Source organism: Anaeromicrobium sp. (assembly GCF_025210435.1).
Lineage (GTDB): Bacteria > Bacillota > Clostridia > Peptostreptococcales > Thermotaleaceae > Anaeromicrobium.
In genome coordinates this window covers 1-18,472 of record NZ_JAOART010000038.1, presented here as the reverse complement: position 1 = coordinate 18,472, position 18,472 = coordinate 1, and the positions used below count along the sequence as shown (strand labels likewise).

The following is an 18,472-nucleotide window of genomic DNA, read 5'->3' as shown; positions in this document are numbered from 1 at the left end:
AATTACTTAACCTCCTTTTGGAGTTTTTTCTTCTTAAAGTATTTCTTTGTATATTCGAATATTCTATAAGTTGCTATAAAGAATACTATAGAACCTATAACGATATTTATAACTTCTGTTGGTATTCCCAGTTGTTGCATTCTCATACCACCAAATGTTATACCTCCGAATAAAAACGCAGATAATACTACTCCTAGAGGACTGTTGTTTCCTATCAATGCTACTGCAATTCCATTAAATCCATAACCTTCTGTGGCTGCAAGTACGGATACGTGATATGCTTCACCCATAATGTTTAAAGCTCCAGCAGCTCCACCTAAAGCACCAGCAATAGCCATGGCTAGGATCATATTTTTGTTAACATTTATTCCACCATATTTAGCAGCATCTTTGTTGTATCCAACTGCACGTAATTCGTAACCAATAGTAGTTTTAAATAATATATAAGAAACGATTACAGCTATAACAATAGCGATTAAAGTTCCCCAATGTATTTTAGCCGGTCCTACCACATGTCTAAAACCAGTTATTGTAATTCTAGCCGATTCTACTATGTCATATGTAGATTCTGTTCCTGGCTTTTTTACACCTTTCATTGTTATTACATAGTTTGAAGTATAAAGGGCTATCCAGTTTAACATAATAGTCGCAATAACCTCATGAACTCCAAATCGTGCCTTTAAATATCCAGCGATGGCTCCCCATAGGGCAGCTGCTAATGTGGCACCTAGAAAAACTATAGGTATATGAATAATTGCTGGTAAATGTATGAAGTATCCGAGTAGGGAAGCTACTAGGGCACCTATAATAAATTGACCTTCAACTCCAATGTTAAATAGTCCCGTTCTAAAGGCAAATGCCACAGATAAACCTGTTAATATAAGAGGCGTTGAACGAATAATAGTTCTAGCCATATACTTAGGTTTTGAAAAAATCCCCTTTAGCATGGTGCTATAGGCTTCTACAGGATTATATCCTGATATGGTAATTATGACAGCTCCAACAAAAAGTCCCATTATGATGGCTAACATGGTATACATAAATGTGTCACTTTTAATTGCATTCATAAATTTATTTTCCTTATTCTTCAACTTTGCCACCTCCTGCCATCATAAGTCCTAATTCGTTTTCATTAGTTTCTTTAGCATTTACTATATCAACTATTTTTCCTTCATAGATAACGGCAATTCTATCTGATACACTCATAATTTCGTCTAATTCAAAGGATACTAAAAGTACTGCCTTATCCTTATCCCTTTGTTCTACTAGTGATTTATGAACAAACTCTATAGCCCCCACATCTAAACCTCTTGTAGGCTGAGTAGCAATTAGCAGGTCTGGATCATTAGTTACTTCTCTTGCAATGATAACCTTTTGCTGATTACCTCCTGATAGGGCCCTAGCTTTATTTTTCTCATCTCTAGGTCTTACATCAAACTTCTCCATTAACTCTTTAGCGAAAGAATTAACGTCATCTTCCATTATCCTAATCCCCTTTGAGAAAGGAGCCTTTTTATAATTTTCTAAAACCATATTTTCTTCAACGGTAAAATCTAGTACAAGTCCATGTTTTTGTCTATCTTCAGGAATATTACATATACCTGACTCAAATACTTCCCTAGGTGTTTTATTTGTAACATCTTTTCCATTTATTAAAACTTTTCCTGATTTTAATGATCTAAGGCCTGTAATTGCTTCAATTAATTCACTTTGACCGTTTCCATCTACTCCGGCAATACCTAGTATTTCTCCAGCTCTTACTGAAAGGTTTAATCCATCAACTACATTTATACCTCTATGGTCTTGTACTACAAGATTGTCTATCTTTAGTACCTCCCCTTTAGTTTCTCTTTCTTCCTTATCAACCTTAAAGTTTACTTCTCTACCTACCATCATTGATGCTAAATCATCTTCAGTAGATTCCTCCACATTTACTGTGCCTATTCCTTTACCACGTCTTATGATAGTACAGAAATCTGAAGTTTCTTTAATTTCTTTAAGTTTATGAGTTATTAGTATGATTGATTTACCTTCTTTAGTTAGGTTTCTTATTATTTGAATGAATTCTTTAATCTCTTGAGGTGTTAATACGGCTGTTGGTTCGTCAAATATTAGTATTTCAGCACCTCTATATAAAGCCTTTAATATTTCTACCCTTTGTTGCATTCCAACTGATATGTCCTCTATTTTTGCATTAGGATCCACATGTAGTCCATATTTTTCAGATATGGCCGCAACATCTTCTATGGCCTTGTCCATATTTATTTTATTAGCAAAGCCAGTAGGTTCCATCCCTAATACGATATTTTCTGCTACTGTAAAGGGCTTTACTAGCATAAAGTGCTGATGAACCATTCCTATTCCATTTTCTATAGCTATATTCGGGTTTTTTATATCTACGTACTTTCCATTTATGTGGACTTCCCCACTGGTAGGAGTGTATAATCCATAAAGGATATTCATCAAAGTAGATTTTCCTGCACCATTTTCACCAAGTAGAGCATGTACTTCACCTTTATGAACTGTCAGGTCTATATGATCATTTGCTACGAAGTTACCAAATTTTTTCACAATTTGTTTCATCTCTACTACTACTTCGTCAAATTTTTTACTGCCACTCACTTTTATACCTCCTTCTTTATTCATATTTTTAACTTTATTCTCATAATTTAACATGGATTTATTAGGAACATTAAACCCAGAACTACAGTTCTGGGTTTAATTTTGTATGTTTTTTAACGTAAATTTTTATGCAGATTTGCTAATTACTTCATTGCCTCAAATTCTTCCTTAGAAGCAGGAACTTTAATTTCTCCAGCAATGATTTGCTCTTTTAATTTAGCAACTTCATCTAATATTTCCTTTGGAACTAACTTATCAGATGATGGAGCAATATCAACTCCGCCTTCAGCTAATCCGTAAGTGATATTAGTACCACCTTTGAAGTTTCCTTCTTTTAAGTCTTTAGCAACATTGTAAATTGCATTGTCAACTCTCTTAACTGCAGAAGTGATTACGTTTTCAGGAGCGTCAGGATTTTGATCCTTATCAACACCGATTGCATACTTACCCTTTTCCTTAGCAACTTCGATCATACCGTTTCCAGTATCTCCAGCTGCATGGAATATAATGTCTGCATCTTTCGCATACATAGATTCAGCTATACTTCTACCAATTGCAGGCTTATCAAATGCTCCTGCATATTGAGATAATATTTCAGCCTCTGGATTAGCATGCTTAACTCCAGCCTTAAATCCATAATCAAATCTATGTATTACAGAGAAATCCATACCACCAATGAATCCAACTTTGTTAGTCTTAGTCATTTTTCCAGCTATATATCCAACTAGGAAAGATGCTTCTTGCTCTTTAAAAGTAATTCCTAATAGATTTTCAGATGGATTTTCATAGTAGTTGTCTATTATAGCGAACTTTTGCTCTGGGTAATCTTTAGCAGCTTCTTCAACTTGAGATCCCATTAAGAATCCAATACCCCATACTAAGTCATTTCCAGCATCCGTTAAAAGTTCTAAGTTAGAACTGTAATCAGCTTCTTGCTTAGACTCTTGATATCCAGGCTTAATTCCTAATTCATTTTCTGCTTTTTGTAAACCTTCCCAAGCAGATTGGTTAAATGATTTGTCATTTACTCCACCAACGTCAGTAACCATTGCTATCTTTAATGCTTCTTCCTTAGCTGGTTCTTCAGCCTTTGGTTCTTCTTCTTTAGCACCACAACCTGCTAATAATCCTACTAATAGTAATCCTACTAATAGTAAAGACATTATCTTTCTTGCCATAGTTTACTTCCTCCTCGCTTTCTCTTTCAGTTTTGGCATAGCATAAAAAAAATATTCATTTTTTTCTGAAATACCAAAAAAAATAAATTTAGTGTAATTTTGTACATTATTATTATAACACTTTATATTGAAAATAGTAAGTTTTTTTGCCCAATTATGCCAAAGTGTCACTATTTCTAATTTTCAAAAAATAGTTTTTAATAAAATTAGAAAAGACTTAGGTGCCATTAGTCACCTAAGTCTTTAATTTTATATTAGCATGGAGATCCACTACCTGCGATAAATCCAGCTTTAGCTAAAGCTTCAGTTGCTTCAACCATTTTACCTTCATTTACAAGTACAATTGGACCTGTACAACCCATTCCACTTTCAGCATAGATTCCTGCTTTCCAAAGGGCTTGTACTGCATCTTCTAAGTCCATAATATCTATACCAGATATTGATCCTGTTACAACTTCTTTCTCTGGCATTTTAACTTCTTCATCAGATGATTCTTTCTTAGTTTCCTTAGTGAAACTAGCTAAGATTTCATCTAATTTAGCATCACGAGCAGCCTTTACTTCTCTCTTAGATACTTCTATCACGTTACCCATCGCTAACTTTGCAGCATACTTGATTGCATTAGCAACTACTGGAGATCCTGAAGCTCTTGATAAAATAAGGATAGCTCTTTCATAGTCAATACCTATTCCAGGTCCATATCCATATCCCATTGCTTCATAGCTTCCACCTGTAGTATAAGAAGAGAATACTTTCATCATGATATTACCTGTTAAAGTATCTGTTACCATAACATCAGCAGTACCTGCAAGTAAGTCATTACCTCTCATTACAGCTCCGCCATCACTTCTCATTGATTCAGCAAAGTTAACTTTGTAACCATTTGAATCCAATTCTCTTAAAGCTCTTTCAACTTGTCTTGCACCATCTAAGTTAAGTATACCTACAGTAGGGTTTGGATTTCCCATTGCCTTTGCAGTTATAATTCCATATAGTGCATTTTTAACCATTGCTTCTGTTCTATGAGCTGAAGCAGTTCCTGTAGTTGTAGCTAAAAACATTTCTTTTCCTCTAGCTGGAGTTATAACTCTACCTACAGTAGACACTCCTATAGGGAAATTGTAATGCATAGTTACACAAGAATCAATGTACTTAGAATCAAGTAACTCTTCCATTTTTTTATGCATTTCATCTTCTGAATTTACTTCTACAATTTCAAGTTCTGTATCAACCTTTGGTCCTATTAAAACTATTTCAAAGTCTGAAGCATCCTTAGCTGCAAGTTCTGCACCCTTAACTAAGTTATCTACTCCATGCTCACTTCCAAGGGTAGTTAAACCTACCTTAACTTTTTTACCAAAGTGACCACTTTGAATAGCTTCTGATATATCTAAAAAGGTCTTACCAATAAGTTTTTTGATTTCCATGTTCTCCATTGTCATCACTCCTATTCTCCTAAAAGATGTGATGCGAAATCTTTCATAGACTCAGCTATCATGCTTCTTATTGCATCTTCTGATACTCCTGGCTTATTATCTTCAACAACACCACTATTTCTTTCTATAACTATAGATACTCCATCGAATAAGTTAGTCATTCTTCCTAAGAATAAACTTCCCTTACCAACGACCATAGCTCTATTAACATTACCATTTGATAAATCATCCATAGCAAATCCTAAATATGGAACTCCTGATGGAATATGTCCTTGAGTTGGAGCCCAACCAGGCATACCATGACCTTTAACAAAGTTAAGTAACTCTTTTCTTTCTAATTCTTTTCTCTTAACACCTAAAGCTCCTATCATCTTGTAGTTAGCTTCCGGTACATCTCCAGCTCCAGCAGGCTTAGTGATGTCTGGGTTTTGCATTTCTACTGAGTACTTATCTACATCAGTAATCTTAAGTCCACCCTTATCAAGAGGAGCAGTAATAAGTGCAGTAATAACTGCCTGAGGTGAAGATCCAGTTCCAACTGTATGCTTACCAACTAAGTCAGTTCTAAGCACTGGGTTTACTCCATCATTTTTACTAATTAATACAGCAAATGCTCCTAATACGTCTTCTAGTATTGGCATTTCCTTCTTAACATGGTCTTTACCATTCATACCTAATTTTGCAGTAGCTCCACCAGCTACAATAGCAACGTTATCATATACTCCAGACTTAACTAAAGCAGCAGCTTCAATTAATGCATGTGTAGGTGCAGCACAGAATCCTCTAGTATCAGAACCTGTTGCATTTTCAGCTCCACACATTTCTGCGATAGCCTTAGCAAAGTTTCCTCCACCTCTTTGGTTCATATCTCCACAAGCTTCTTCTGAACACTCAATAACATAATCAATATCAGATACGTTAATGTTATTTTTATCTACTAAATGTTTGAATGCTAGTACTCCTGAAGCCTTAACTACTAAGTTTTCAAATATAATGTGAGAAGTTAAGTTAACATCCACATCATGAGCTCTTTTTACGCATCCAACTAATTTTCCATCATGGTATAGTGCTTCTGAATGTTGCTCATTTACAAGCTTTTCTATTTCTTCAAACTCTTCTCCTTCTTTAAGTTTTCCAACTTCATCTTTGAAAAGAGGGTGTGCTTCTATTTTAGCTTTAACTTGTGCAGTAAATTCTTTGCTTAACTTCACTAAGTCAAAGGCATCACTAAACTTCATTAAAGCAATAAATTCATCTTGAGGCATTATTTCCCCAAACTTACCATAACGGTCCTTAGATTTTGCATCTTTATCAAACCAAGGCATTGGCATTTCACCTAATTCTGCTGGAGTCATGTTTCCTATGTAAACTTGGTTTGGAGCATAGTTTAATACTTCTTCATATGGTCTTATATGCTCTGGTGCCTTTTTTAAATATTCTGAATCTGGATTAGTTATTTTTTCAGTAGTTTGAGTAGTTCCATTGTGCATTATCATATCTGGTGTATGCACTAGTGCATATCCAGCTCCCTTAATTACTGGAAAGCTCATAATTTCCACCTCCGGTTTTTTTATAAGCTGCCTCTCTTTGCAGCTCGCAGTTATAGACTTTTTTAAAATAAAAGGGTGATACTATACCACCCTTTTAGTCTCCATCTGCCAGCTGCAAAGCAGCTGACATATGTTAATCTTCAAATACAGTTTGACCTGTCACTTCGACAGTTAATGCATGTAAAGATTTTTCAACAATTTCTCTTCTTAGCTTCTTCTCATCAGCAGCTTCTAATGCTGGGTTTCCTAATGGATGAGGGATAGCTATAGCAGGAACTATTCTGTTAGCTCCAACCGTTAAGGAAATAGGTACTACTGTACAGATATGAACTACTGGAATACCAGTTCTTTCAATCTCTTTAACCATCGTTGCACCGCAACGAGTACAAGTACCTCACGTAGAAGTTAAAATAACAGCATCTACGCCATCTGCTACTAACTCTTGTGCAAATTCAGCAGCAAATTGTTTAGAGTTACCAACTGAAGTACCATTTCCAGTTGTAGTATAGAAGTATCTGTATAATTCACCGATAGCTCCTTCTTTTTCTAAGTCACGTAATACGTCTACTGGTAATACTCTATCAGAGTCTTCGTTACAGTATACAGGGTCAAATCCACCGTGAGCTGTCTCGTAAGTAGCTTCTGTTAAGTCCATTACTCCATCAATATCGTATTTTCCATACTTAGATGCACTTGAAGATTCGATTCTATCTGGGTTGTTTTTAGGAACGATACCACCAGATGTTACTAAAGCGATCTTTGCTTTAGATAAATCTTCAATTGCCTTTCCTGGATCTACATTATCAAAAGTAGGCATTGGGTATTCAGTTTCAAATTCCTCACCCTTTAACTTTTTAACAAGCATATTTACTGCTCTTGTAGCTCCTCTTTCTTCTCTAAAGATATTTCTTCTTACACCTCTTTTAATATATCCTTCAGCTTCAGGAGATCCAATTTCTTCTCCCTTACCTAATTTAAGTGCAAGTTTTGCTAAAGCAGGTGCTGCAGTTCTCATTGCGGCAGCAGAGTTTCCAGTTTCTAAGATGTATAAATCCTTCTTATACATATCAGCACCTGGGTTTTCTGGGTACATTGCCGTAACTACAGGAATGTTTAATTCCTCTTGTACAGCTTTAGCAATAGTACCACACGCAACACCATATCTACCTGCGTTAAATGCTGGTCCCGCTACAAATAGATCAGGTTTTGCATCCTTAACCATCTTTATAACTTCCGCCTTAGCCTCTTCTACATTTTCATTGAAATATGAGTCACCACAAATAATTGTAGTGACAACCTCAGCTTCTTCCTTCATTAAATTGTTGATAGCCATACCTGGCCCAACAAAACCTTCTCTAACTTCTGGTTTGTAATCAGCTTTTTCTTCTCCACCTATACCTGCGAAGAATTGATTTATATAATGAACAACTCTAAGCTTGCTCATATTTCCCCCCCCTCTCTAACTTTTATTGTCAACTTAATTGTAATTTAGAGATTTGCTCCCACGTAGATAAATCTTCATGAGATATTTATTTAAAATTTCACGTATAATTCACTTCTAATGAATCTTAATATTTTGAATCTCAACGAGATCCGTTCAATGGATTTTTTTATAATCAAAATTTAGAGTTAATAATTTTTTTTAAAAAATTATTTAAAAAATTAAATGCTTGTACTAAATATGGCTTTTTAGTACTTGCAGAATTGGTCTCTGATAGAAGACATTTCAGATGCAATTTCATCTACATCTAAAACCATTTCCATCATACCAACTTGGTCTTCGTATACGTCAGCATCAAATTGAGATTTAGCCTCTTCTTCAACTACGTGGTATACTTTTAATCCTAATGCAACTCCTGCAAGACAACCAGCAAATGTTGGGTCTCCAGCAGTTACAGTTTCAGCAGCAAGTCCTGCAGACTCAGCTTCTGCTGCTCCTAAAAGTACTAACATGTTTTCTGCGCCATATTGATCAGTCATTGACTTAACTCTATTTTGATTTTCTAAATCCATTGCTCCTGCAGCCGTTCAGACAAAACACTCTGTGGACGAGAATACAACCTCTGCATTTGTAGTCTTAACACATTCTTCCATAGCTGGTCCTGGTATTCCATCTCTGTCACCAATGATGATGACTTTTTTACCATCAAATAAACTCATTGTTATCATCCTCTCTACTAATTATTAATATTCTGTTGCAGATAATTTATTAAATCCTAATTCATTAGTAGCACCCGTAATAACTTGGATTTCAGCAGTAATGCTTCCATCTTCACTTAAACTTCCATCAAATCCACCAGCAATCTTATCCGTATAATCTAACATACCAATAATCTTTTTCATAGGTGGTAAAGTGATTACTTCATTGGCATTTCCACCTGTAACAACTGCGTCAGCCTTTGGATCAGCATCTGCTAATGATTGAGATGCACCATTTCTACCAGCATATTCGTCAGTAACGATTACAGTTTTAATACCTTCTGTTTCAATCTTTTTACAGTTCATTATTAAGTCAGTATCTGGATTACCAAAACCTTCTTGAGATACGATAACTCCATCTAAACCTAAGTACTTACATAACTTAGCAGTCCAGTTAGATGATCTTTCCTTATCTGCTAGGTATACATTTTCGTTAGTAGCAATGATTCCAACAAAATTGAACTCTTTACCATGCTTAGCATATAGATCTTTAATGATTGGGTTGTTCAAGTGATGATAAGTAGTATTCTTATCACAAGCAGATACACAGTTACCACTTAATATTGCTCCATCCATAATCTCTGTTGGATATAAAATAGTTGGAACAATTTTCTTAGCATCTACTCCATATACATATGTATCATGAAGAAGACCTTGAGTCTGAAGCATGTACACATAACCCACCTTTGGAAGATCTGGATATTCATTTACAGCTTCCATTATTGGCTTAGTTTCATAAACCTCAACCTCATTTGGTGTTACATCCTTACCAGTTTTTCCTATGAAAGTAGCTACTTTAAGTCCTGCCATTCTTGCAGCATGCTCATACTCATGTTGTTTTAAACCATCAGCTGGCTCAATTACTAAACATAAGTTGTTCAACTTTGAAAATGGTGTATACTCAGCACCTATGCCAGACATGTCGATAATCCCTTCCTGAAAACCAACAATCTTACCACAAGTAACAATAGCAGCCCCTTCTAGGACATGTGTGCGACCTGAACCTACAGTATCGACTTTGCTGATTACTCCTGGGAAAATTTCCCCATTACCTTCGACCTTTACCCTAGGTTCAATAACATCTTTAACCGGAGTTATTCTTGTTTCCTCACCTGGTTTTGCAATATCAACCTCTACTGATTTAATATGCTCGTCTTCTAAAACCAAGTTAACAATTTCGTCTTTGTTTACGAATAAGACTCCGCTTTCTACCTTAGTAGTTTCTCCGAATTGTATATCAGAGATTTTAATTTTACCTAATTCTAATCGCACAAAGCCCACCTCCCTTTTATTGTAACTTATATAAATGGGATTCCCCCTTATAATAAGTTATTAACCAATGTTATTAGTTAACATAGCCTCAATATTGGCTTTGTTTGCATCATCTTTAGTTACTTCTGCAATCTTTTCTCCACCTTTGTAAAGAGCGATTGTAGGAAGTCCTAAAACTCTTTGTCCTATCGCTAATCTTCTAGCTTTAGTAGTGTTTAATTTTGTGAATTTTACTTTACCATCAAATTGCTCAGCTAAAGCTTCTATGTCTGGCATTAAAGCCTTGCATGGCTCACAACCATCACTCCAATAATCTACTAAAACGAAACCATCTGCTTCTAAAACCTCTTCTTGAAAAGTATTCTTATCAACAGCTAACATTTTGTTACCTCCTTTTTTATTCACCAAAATTGTGTTCAATATATTTTTCTGCAGTTACAGCTGCAATTGCACCATCTGCTGCCGCAGTGATTACCTGTCTTAATGATTTTACTCTAATATCTCCTGCTGCAAATACACCATCAACGTCTGTGTTCATGTTGTCATCAGTAGGAATGTATCCATTTTCTAGTTTAATCTTTCCATCAAAGATTTCACTAATTGGTAAGAATCCAATGAATGGGAATATTCCAAATGTACCATCATCTTCATGTGCTTCATACTCAATTAATTCACCAGTCTTAGTATTTTTGAATACTACAGACTCAATAATTCCATCACCTTTGATTTCTTCTATAGTAGTATCCCACATAAATTCCATTTTATCATTTTTAAATGCTTTTTCTTGAATTGACTTAGCAGCTCTTAATTCATCTCTTCTATGTACAATAGTTACTTTTCTGGCAAACTTAGTTAAGTACATTGCTTCTTCTACTGCAGAGTCTCCTCCACCGATTACGAATACTTCTAAATCTGTAAAGAAGTCAGCATCACAAGTTGCACAGTAAGAAACTCCCTTACCAGTTAATTCTACTTCACCTGAGCATCCAATTTTTCTCGGTTGTGCTCCAGTTGCAATAATTACTGACTTTGCATGGTACTCTTCCTTTTCACCTTTTACTACTTTAATTTTTCCAGTGAAATCCACATCCACAATTGAATCAATTTTCTTTTCTGCTCCAAATTCTTCCGCTTGTTCTACCATTCTTGCGATTAAGCTAGGTCCTGTTGCATCTGCAATTGATCCTGGGTAGTTAGCTACTTCATTTGTCGTAACTATCTGTCCTCCAACTTTTCCCTTTTCAAGAATTAGTGTTTTTAGCTTTGCTCTTGATGCATAAAGTCCAGCAGCTAATCCTGCAGGTCCTGCTCCAATTATTACCACATCATATACCTTTTGCATTTTAGTCCTCCTTAAAATTTACTTTTTATAACTACATAGCACTCTTTATTATTGACAAATCAATGATTTGAAAATCTTCTAATATACTTTCTGTCCAATTAGGAGTCTTTCTATCATTTATTAATTTTTTAGCACTTAGCAATGAATTCTCTATAATCATTAAGGATTCCATATGTAGTTTAGCCACTTCTTTTGAAATCAATACAGACTTATAAGGAGTTTCATTTGGCTTAATACTAGATGATAGTGGATGGGTAAGTAACTTATGTCCCTCATGAATCTTATCTCTAGCCAATTCTAAGACTTTAATGAAATCCTTTTCCTTTATGTAGATAGTATCCACTACCATGGAAAATTCATCATTCACCTTTGGGTTATTCGTCACTAATATTCTTTTCATCTCATCCTCCAACTTTTTAAAAAGTCACAATCATATTTATTTTATGACACTTTCATGTAAAATAAAAACATGGCAAATAAGATGCCATGTTTCTCTGTCGTAAACCTGAGAGATTCTCCCCTTAAGGATTGCTCCGTCGGTGCTTTTATTTGAAAAGCTTTCCAGAGTTCTGTCAAAGCACGGTCCTTTTGCCTGAGAAATTCACAAACCAGTTGGCAATAACATAGTTTGCTTGTCCCTTCGGCGACTAATTTTAGTTCTCTCCCACACTCGTCAATCAGAATTCGATTTTTTAATACAATTTTCTCACTTTTCTTTTTACAACTTTATTATAGAACAAAGTTTAAAATTTATCAATATATTTTTATGCAAGTCTATAAGTTTTTTTTTACTTCATAAATACAATGGCGATTAGGCTCGGTCCTGTATAGGTGCCTATTGTAGGCCCTATGCGACTTTCAAGAATTTCCTTTGGTTTTAATTCTTTTTTAACTTCATCCTTCAATTTTTGGAAACTTTTTTCATTTTGCCCATGTAAAATGGTGATTGATTTCATATTTTTTTCTAATGACATGCTTTTAGATAAGTCAATCATTTTCTTAACTATTTTTTTGCTTCCCCTTACTTTCTCAATAACTTCCACTTCTCCATCCCTAATATGTAATATGGGCTTTACATTTAATAGATTTCCTATGAGAGCTTTAGCAGAACTTAATCTTCCTCCTTTCTTTAGATAGTCTAAAGTTTCTACAGAAAATAATACTTCCACCCTATCTATCATCTCATTGACCTTTTGGATTATTTCTTCTCTTCCTTTTCCTTCCTTTGCCATTTTGGCAGCTTCTACGGCAATAATACCACATCCATAGGAAAGGGATAGGGTGTCTATCACATGGACCTTTTCTGGATCCGTTTCCTCTTTTGCTATTAGGGCTGATTGATGGGTTCCACTTACCTTTGAAGATCCATTTATAATTATAATTTCATAACCTTCTTTTAAATATTTTTCAATTTTTTCAATATATTCACTGGGTATGACCTGAGCTGTTTTGGGAAGTTCTTCACTTTTTTCCAATTTTTCAAAAAATTCATCCGTAGTTATTGTAACTTGGTCCTCATATTCAACTTCTTTAAATCTCACTTTAAGAGGTAAGACACATATATCATATTTTTTAATTGATTCCTTAGGAATGTCTGACAAACTGTCTGTTATTATTTTTATATTCATGAAATATGCTCCTTTCATTTTATACTTACCTATAAATAAGTTTATTATTAAGACTTATCTTTTACAACATATTTATCATATTAAATTTTGAACACTATAAGAAAAAAGGTGTAGTTAAGGGTATCCACCCTTATTACACCTTTTTTTCTTATCTATCAGGAAAATCTAACACGGCAAAGGCAATCTTAGCTGTATGATCTCCCATTCTTTCTAAATTACTTATAATATCTAGGAATATTACTCCTGAAGACGTATTACATTCTTGTCTATTAAGTCTGCCTATATGGCTAGCTCTTAATGATTTTTCCATATGATCTATTTCGCCTTCTCGCTCTAATATTTTTCTTGCTATATTTAAATCACCTGTTTCTAGAGCTAAAATAGATTCCTTATAAGACTTGAGAACTCTCTCGTGCATCTCTCCTAGTTCCTTAATACCCTTTTCACTAAATATTAGTTTATTGTCTTTCTTATATATGGCTAACTCTGCAATATTATCAGCATGATCTCCAACTCTTTCAATGTCGTTTATAGTATTAAACATTCCATCTACAATTTCATGTTGTCTAGCTGATAGGGACGTATTTGATAATTTAACCAGGTACTCCCCTATAGATCTTTCCATATTGTTTATAATTTTTTCAAGTTTAAATGCCTCTTGAGCAATCTTTTCACTACCCTCAAAGAAGGCCTTTACAGATAACTCATAACTTTCTAATACTAGATTTGCCATGTTTAATATTTCTTTGTTAACCTGAACCATGGCTATTGATGGAGTTTCTAACATTCTATCATCTAGGTATTTTATGCCCTTTTGATCTGATTGTTCTATATCATCTATTGGTATTGCCTTATTTGCTAATTTAACTAATAATGGTGCAAAAGGTAATAGTATTAATGTATTAACTATATTAAATATAGTATGGGCATTTGCAAGCTGTCTCTCTGGAAGTGTAGTTAAGTCAGTAACAATTTTTATTGTGATACTCTTAAATGCTATCATAAATAGAACTGTTCCTGTTACATTAAACATTAAATGTATAATTGCGGCTCTTTTAGCAGTTTTATTAGCACCTATACTTGATAACATGGCTGTTACACAAGTTCCTATGTTTGTACCAAATAAAATTGGAAGTGCTGCTTCTATAGGTAATAAACCTTCACTGGCAAGGGCTATTAATATCCCTGTTGTGGCACTAGAACTTTGAACTACTGCTGTTACAAAAAATCCTGTAAATATGGCCATTAAAGAATCTACAAATGTGTGATTCCCAAAGGAAAGAAGCATATCTTTAAATCCACTATACTCTCTCAATGGTTTTACGGAATCCTTCATTAAATCCATTCCTATGAATAATATACCAAAACCAATTAATATTTCTGCCATGTTTTTAACCTTTTTATCATTTGCAAATAACCAAACACCTACACCTATTGCCACAACAATAGGAGCTAACTCACTTAACTTTAGTGAAGCTATTTGAGCCGTTATGGTTGTACCAATATTAGCTCCCATAATAACTCCAGTTGCTTGAGTTAAGTTCATTATTCCAGCATTTACAAAACCTACAACCATTACTGTTGTAGCACTTGAACTTTGGACTACTGCTGTTACTATGGCACCAACAAACACGCCCATAATTCTATTACTAGTGAGGATTTCTATAATTCTTTTCATTCTATCTCCGGCAGACTTTTGTAAACCATCTCCCATAATGCTCATTCCATAAAGAAATAAACCTAATCCTCCTAATACTCCAAAGAGAATTTTCATGTGTTAACCTCCTAACAATATTCTATCGTTTATCCAAATATATAATATAATATTTAACTTCTTCTTTTGTTAAGAGAATGTTAAATTTACTAACACAATGTCAAAATTATTAATTTATTGTAAAATTCCCTTGTAAATTGTAGTAGTTCCTGTTATTTTGTAAATATTTTACAACTAAATCAAATCTCTAAATCCAATTTGTCTTAAAACTTCGTACAAAACAATATTTACAGAATTAGATAGATTAAGGGATCTGGCCTTTTCATTCTTTACCATAGGTATTTTAATACAAGTATCCATATGTTTATTTAGTATGTCCATTGGTATTCCAGCTGTTTCTTTACCAAACATAATAAAACAATCTTCTTCATAATTCATATCCGTATAATAGGACTTTGCCTTTGTAGTTCCAAAATAAATCCTTTTACCCTTGTTTTTTTCAAAAAATTCTTCTACATTTTCATAAATATGTAAATCTAGTAAATACCAATAATCTAGACCTGCCCTCTTTAAATGCTTATCCTCTATGGAGAATCCTAAAGGTTTTATAAGATGTAGACTTGTTCCCGTTGCAGCACAAGTTCTAGCTATAGTTCCTGTATTTGGTGGTATTTCTGGTTGATATAACACTACATTAACAGGCATATTTTTTCACACCCTTCTTATTTTATTATGATTTTTCACCCTATTGATTATACCATATAGGGTAAATAAATCTATTTATTTTTCCCCCGTAGATTTCCTAAATGTTCTTTAAATCTATTTTCTATCTTATTATTTGAAGGTTCATAATATATATTATTCTTAAGTTTTTGTGGTAAATATTCTTGCTTAACATAATGATTAGGATAATCATGGGGATACTTATATTCTATTCCTCTCCCAAGTTTAGATGCACCTTTGTAATGGGCATCTTTTAAATGGACAGGTATATCACCTATATCCATAGTATCTATCTCATTTAGTGCCTTATTTATGGCATTCATTGCTGAATTAGATTTAGGTGAACTAGCAAGTAGTATAACTGCTTGAGCTAATGGAATCTTGGCCTCTGGAAATCCTAATTTCATTGCAGCTTCCACACAATTATTTACTATAGTTATTCCATTTGGATAAGCAAGACCTATATCCTCTGATGCTATTACTAATAGTCTTCTACATATGCTAAGTAGGTCTCCCGATTTTATTAGTCGTGCTAAATAATGTATAGCCCCATCTGGATCACTACCCCTTATGGACTTTTGAAAAGCACTTAGGGTATCATAGTGATTATCACCAAATTTATCATACTTAAAGCCACTAGTCTGAGTACATTCCTTGGCCAGATCCATATCTATTATAACTTCCTTATGGGGACCTGAATAAACTGCCAATTCCAAATTATTAAGACCCCTTCTTAAATCCCCATTAGCTACCCTAGCCATGTAAAGGAGTGCATCATTATCATAGGTTATTTCTTTTTTTGTATATTCTTTTAATATGTTAATACCTCTTTCAAGCCCAATTAATATATCTTCTTCTTCTAATCTTTTAAACTCAAATATACTAGAACGACTTAATATGGCCCCAAATATGGTAAAATAGGGATTTTCCGTAGTACTAGATATGAGGGTAATTTCGCCATTTTCTATGAATTTGAGTAATGATTGTTGTTGTTTTTTATTGAAATTTTGGATCTCATCTAAATAAAGTAATACTCCACCAGCCGTAAACATACTACCTAAATCCTTTATTATATCTTTTATATCACTTATGGATGCATTGGTGGCATTTAGCTTATATAACCTTTTATCTGTTTTATTTGCTATTATATTTGCCACTGTGGTTTTACCTGTTCCCGGTGGTCCATAAAATATCATATTTGGTATATGTCCATTTTCTGCAAGGCGCCTTAAGAGTTTACCTTCTCCTAATATATGCTTTTGTCCTACCACATCTTCTATGGTTTCAGGCCTTATCAAGTCGGCCAATGGTCTCATGTTATCACCTTTTTCCTGTTAATTTAATCTAAGAAAAACAATTTATTTTACCTATTGTGTATATAGATTTCGTAATAGTAAGCTTTCTTTATTCAGTAACTTGCCTACAAGGGCAAATATATTGAAAATTTTTGGAACCCTGGAACGTCACAACGTCCTATACTACTCCAACATGACTCATGAACCTATCTACGAAGATTTACACTTTCGCTTGTGACAAGGACTCGGGTGGAAAAAAATTTCAATATATTTTCCTGAAGTAGGCTCACATAAAGCAAGTTTATGAACACGAAATCTATATGCACTCAAATAATATTTTAACATACAAAGAGACTTACTAATTACTAATAATTAAAGATAAAGAATTGGGTATCCCCAATTCTTTATCTTTTAAATTACCTATTAAACTTTAAATATTTCTTTTCCTTTGTTAGGACTCCCCTTGAATAGGAAGTTGTATAAGTTTTATGTTTATTGTAATAGGCCTTTAGGTTATAAGGTCCTCTGTTATATTCAGACAATATCTTATTGTAGTTCTCTCCATAATTCTTCTTAAGTATACTTAAATATATGGTTCCTAATCCAATATTATATTCTGGATTGTATATTTTACTTGGATCATATTTTATTCCTATTGTTTTTCCAAATTTATTGGCTAGCCACTTTTCCGTACTAGGAATCACCTGCATATATCCCCTATCCTCATCGGCTCCTACTTCATACTTATTAAAATTACTCTCCTGTTTTATTACAGCCAATATTAAGGATGGATTTATATTGAATTTTTCTGAATAAGCCACCACCACAGCAGCAGCCTCCATATCCAATTTAGTATTTTTTTCTATTTCCAATACTTTATCTATGTTGCTTGATAAATCCATTTTAACATATTCTTGAATTCTGCTTATTTTGTTAAGTACCCTTTGCTTTTTTTCTATCTCTTTTATAAGTTCCTCTAGATTCAATATTTTTTCGTCTAATAATTCTACTACCTCTTCATCATTTCCCTCTTCTGCATAGACAGTCCCCATAGACATTAGGCACAAGATTAGTAGGGTAATTATTAACTTATTATTTTTAACTATCATAATTATTCTCCTTTTTTATAAATGTATAAATAATTCCAAGTAAAAAATACAGTTTAAAAAACTGTATTTTATTTATACCCATATAACTATCATAATAATAGCTTTTTTAAATAACCTAAGATATTTTACCACAATAACCACATTTTATACCAGACTTTTTTTGTTTTTTGTAAGAAATAAGGGGAATTTTGTTGAAATTCCAAGAAAAAAACCTTTTCATCCCATTTTATTCATAGAATAGAGAAAATATAGATAAAAAAGTATAATCATGACCACCCGTCGAACGGGTGGTTTGCTTTAGCCCTAGAAGGGCATGTTGCTCGCCGTGTCTTAAGACACATTGAAAGGTCTGCCAACCGCTTTCCTTCTCAGGCTACCCCTAAAGGGGTTATTTTTTCTTGCCT

Annotated in this window: 16 protein-coding genes and 1 riboswitch; all 16 genes read right to left on the bottom strand. The window is 33.9% G+C overall.

Going from position 1 to position 18,472, the window contains the following annotated elements; genetic code table 11:
- Positions 1 to 2: 2 nt before the first annotated feature.
- Entirely contained in the window at positions 3 to 1,091 is a 1,089-nt protein-coding gene (locus tag N4A57_RS04500; RefSeq protein ID WP_293656395.1) for an ABC transporter permease, read from the bottom strand.
- Positions 1,081 to 2,583 (bottom strand): ABC transporter ATP-binding protein, encoded by a 1,503-nt coding sequence (locus N4A57_RS04495; RefSeq protein WP_293656412.1) that lies wholly within the window; start codon positions 2,581 to 2,583, stop codon positions 1,081 to 1,083. Before N4A57_RS04495 ends, N4A57_RS04500 begins: the two co-directional genes overlap by 11 nt.
- Positions 2,584 to 2,765: 182 nt before the next feature.
- Entirely contained in the window at positions 2,766 to 3,800 is a 1,035-nt protein-coding gene (locus N4A57_RS04490; RefSeq protein WP_293656394.1) for a BMP family lipoprotein, read from the bottom strand.
- A gap of 254 nt (positions 3,801 to 4,054) precedes the next feature.
- Positions 4,055 to 5,227, bottom strand: a complete 1,173-nt coding sequence (grdD, locus tag N4A57_RS04485) for a glycine/sarcosine/betaine reductase complex component C subunit alpha (RefSeq protein ID WP_334303715.1) — start codon at positions 5,225 to 5,227, stop codon at positions 4,055 to 4,057.
- Positions 5,228 to 5,247: 20 nt separating this feature from the next.
- Positions 5,248 to 6,786 (bottom strand): glycine/sarcosine/betaine reductase complex component C subunit beta, encoded by a 1,539-nt coding sequence (gene grdC / locus N4A57_RS04480; protein WP_293656392.1) that lies wholly within the window; start codon positions 6,784 to 6,786, stop codon positions 5,248 to 5,250.
- 133 nt (positions 6,787 to 6,919) lie between these two features.
- Entirely contained in the window at positions 6,920 to 8,230 is a 1,311-nt protein-coding gene (grdB, locus tag N4A57_RS04475) for a glycine reductase complex selenoprotein B (RefSeq protein WP_293656390.1), read from the bottom strand.
- A 245-nt stretch (positions 8,231 to 8,475) separates the two neighbouring features.
- Positions 8,476 to 8,946, bottom strand: a complete 471-nt coding sequence (gene grdA / locus N4A57_RS04470) for a glycine/sarcosine/betaine reductase complex selenoprotein A (protein ID WP_293656388.1) — start codon at positions 8,944 to 8,946, stop codon at positions 8,476 to 8,478.
- 24 nt (positions 8,947 to 8,970) lie between these two features.
- Positions 8,971 to 10,257, bottom strand: a complete 1,287-nt coding sequence (locus N4A57_RS04465) for a glycine/sarcosine/betaine reductase component B subunit (RefSeq protein WP_293656387.1) — start codon at positions 10,255 to 10,257, stop codon at positions 8,971 to 8,973.
- 60 nt (positions 10,258 to 10,317) lie between these two features.
- The gene (gene trxA, locus N4A57_RS04460) at positions 10,318 to 10,638 is read right to left on the bottom strand and encodes a thioredoxin TrxA (protein WP_293656386.1); all 321 of its coding nucleotides are present in this window, start codon (positions 10,636 to 10,638) and stop codon (positions 10,318 to 10,320) included.
- Between the two features lie 16 nt (positions 10,639 to 10,654).
- Positions 10,655 to 11,599, bottom strand: coding sequence for a thioredoxin-disulfide reductase (gene trxB / locus N4A57_RS04455; RefSeq protein WP_293656385.1), 945 nt, complete (start codon positions 11,597 to 11,599; stop codon positions 10,655 to 10,657).
- A gap of 31 nt (positions 11,600 to 11,630) precedes the next feature.
- Positions 11,631 to 11,999, bottom strand: coding sequence for a GrdX family protein (locus tag N4A57_RS04450; RefSeq protein WP_293656384.1), 369 nt, complete (start codon positions 11,997 to 11,999; stop codon positions 11,631 to 11,633).
- 170 nt (positions 12,000 to 12,169) lie between these two features.
- Positions 12,170 to 12,276: riboswitch (glycine riboswitch) on the bottom strand.
- Between the two features lie 111 nt (positions 12,277 to 12,387).
- Positions 12,388 to 13,227, bottom strand: a complete 840-nt coding sequence (locus tag N4A57_RS04445) for a DegV family protein (protein ID WP_293656382.1) — start codon at positions 13,225 to 13,227, stop codon at positions 12,388 to 12,390.
- 148 nt (positions 13,228 to 13,375) lie between these two features.
- A complete protein-coding gene (locus tag N4A57_RS04440) occupies positions 13,376 to 15,001 on the bottom strand; it encodes a Na/Pi cotransporter family protein (RefSeq protein ID WP_293656380.1) in 1,626 nt (541 codons plus the stop codon).
- Between the two features lie 174 nt (positions 15,002 to 15,175).
- Positions 15,176 to 15,646 (bottom strand): tRNA (uridine(34)/cytosine(34)/5-carboxymethylaminomethyluridine(34)-2'-O)-methyltransferase TrmL, encoded by a 471-nt coding sequence (trmL, locus tag N4A57_RS04435; protein WP_293656379.1) that lies wholly within the window; start codon positions 15,644 to 15,646, stop codon positions 15,176 to 15,178.
- Between the two features lie 71 nt (positions 15,647 to 15,717).
- Positions 15,718 to 16,980, bottom strand: coding sequence for a replication-associated recombination protein A (locus tag N4A57_RS04430; protein ID WP_293656378.1), 1,263 nt, complete (start codon positions 16,978 to 16,980; stop codon positions 15,718 to 15,720).
- Between the two features lie 395 nt (positions 16,981 to 17,375).
- Positions 17,376 to 18,068 carry a lytic transglycosylase domain-containing protein gene (locus tag N4A57_RS04425; RefSeq protein WP_293656377.1) on the bottom strand — a complete coding sequence of 231 codons (693 nt, stop codon included), beginning with the start codon at positions 18,066 to 18,068 and terminating at the stop codon, positions 17,376 to 17,378.
- Positions 18,069 to 18,472 lie beyond the last annotated feature (404 nt).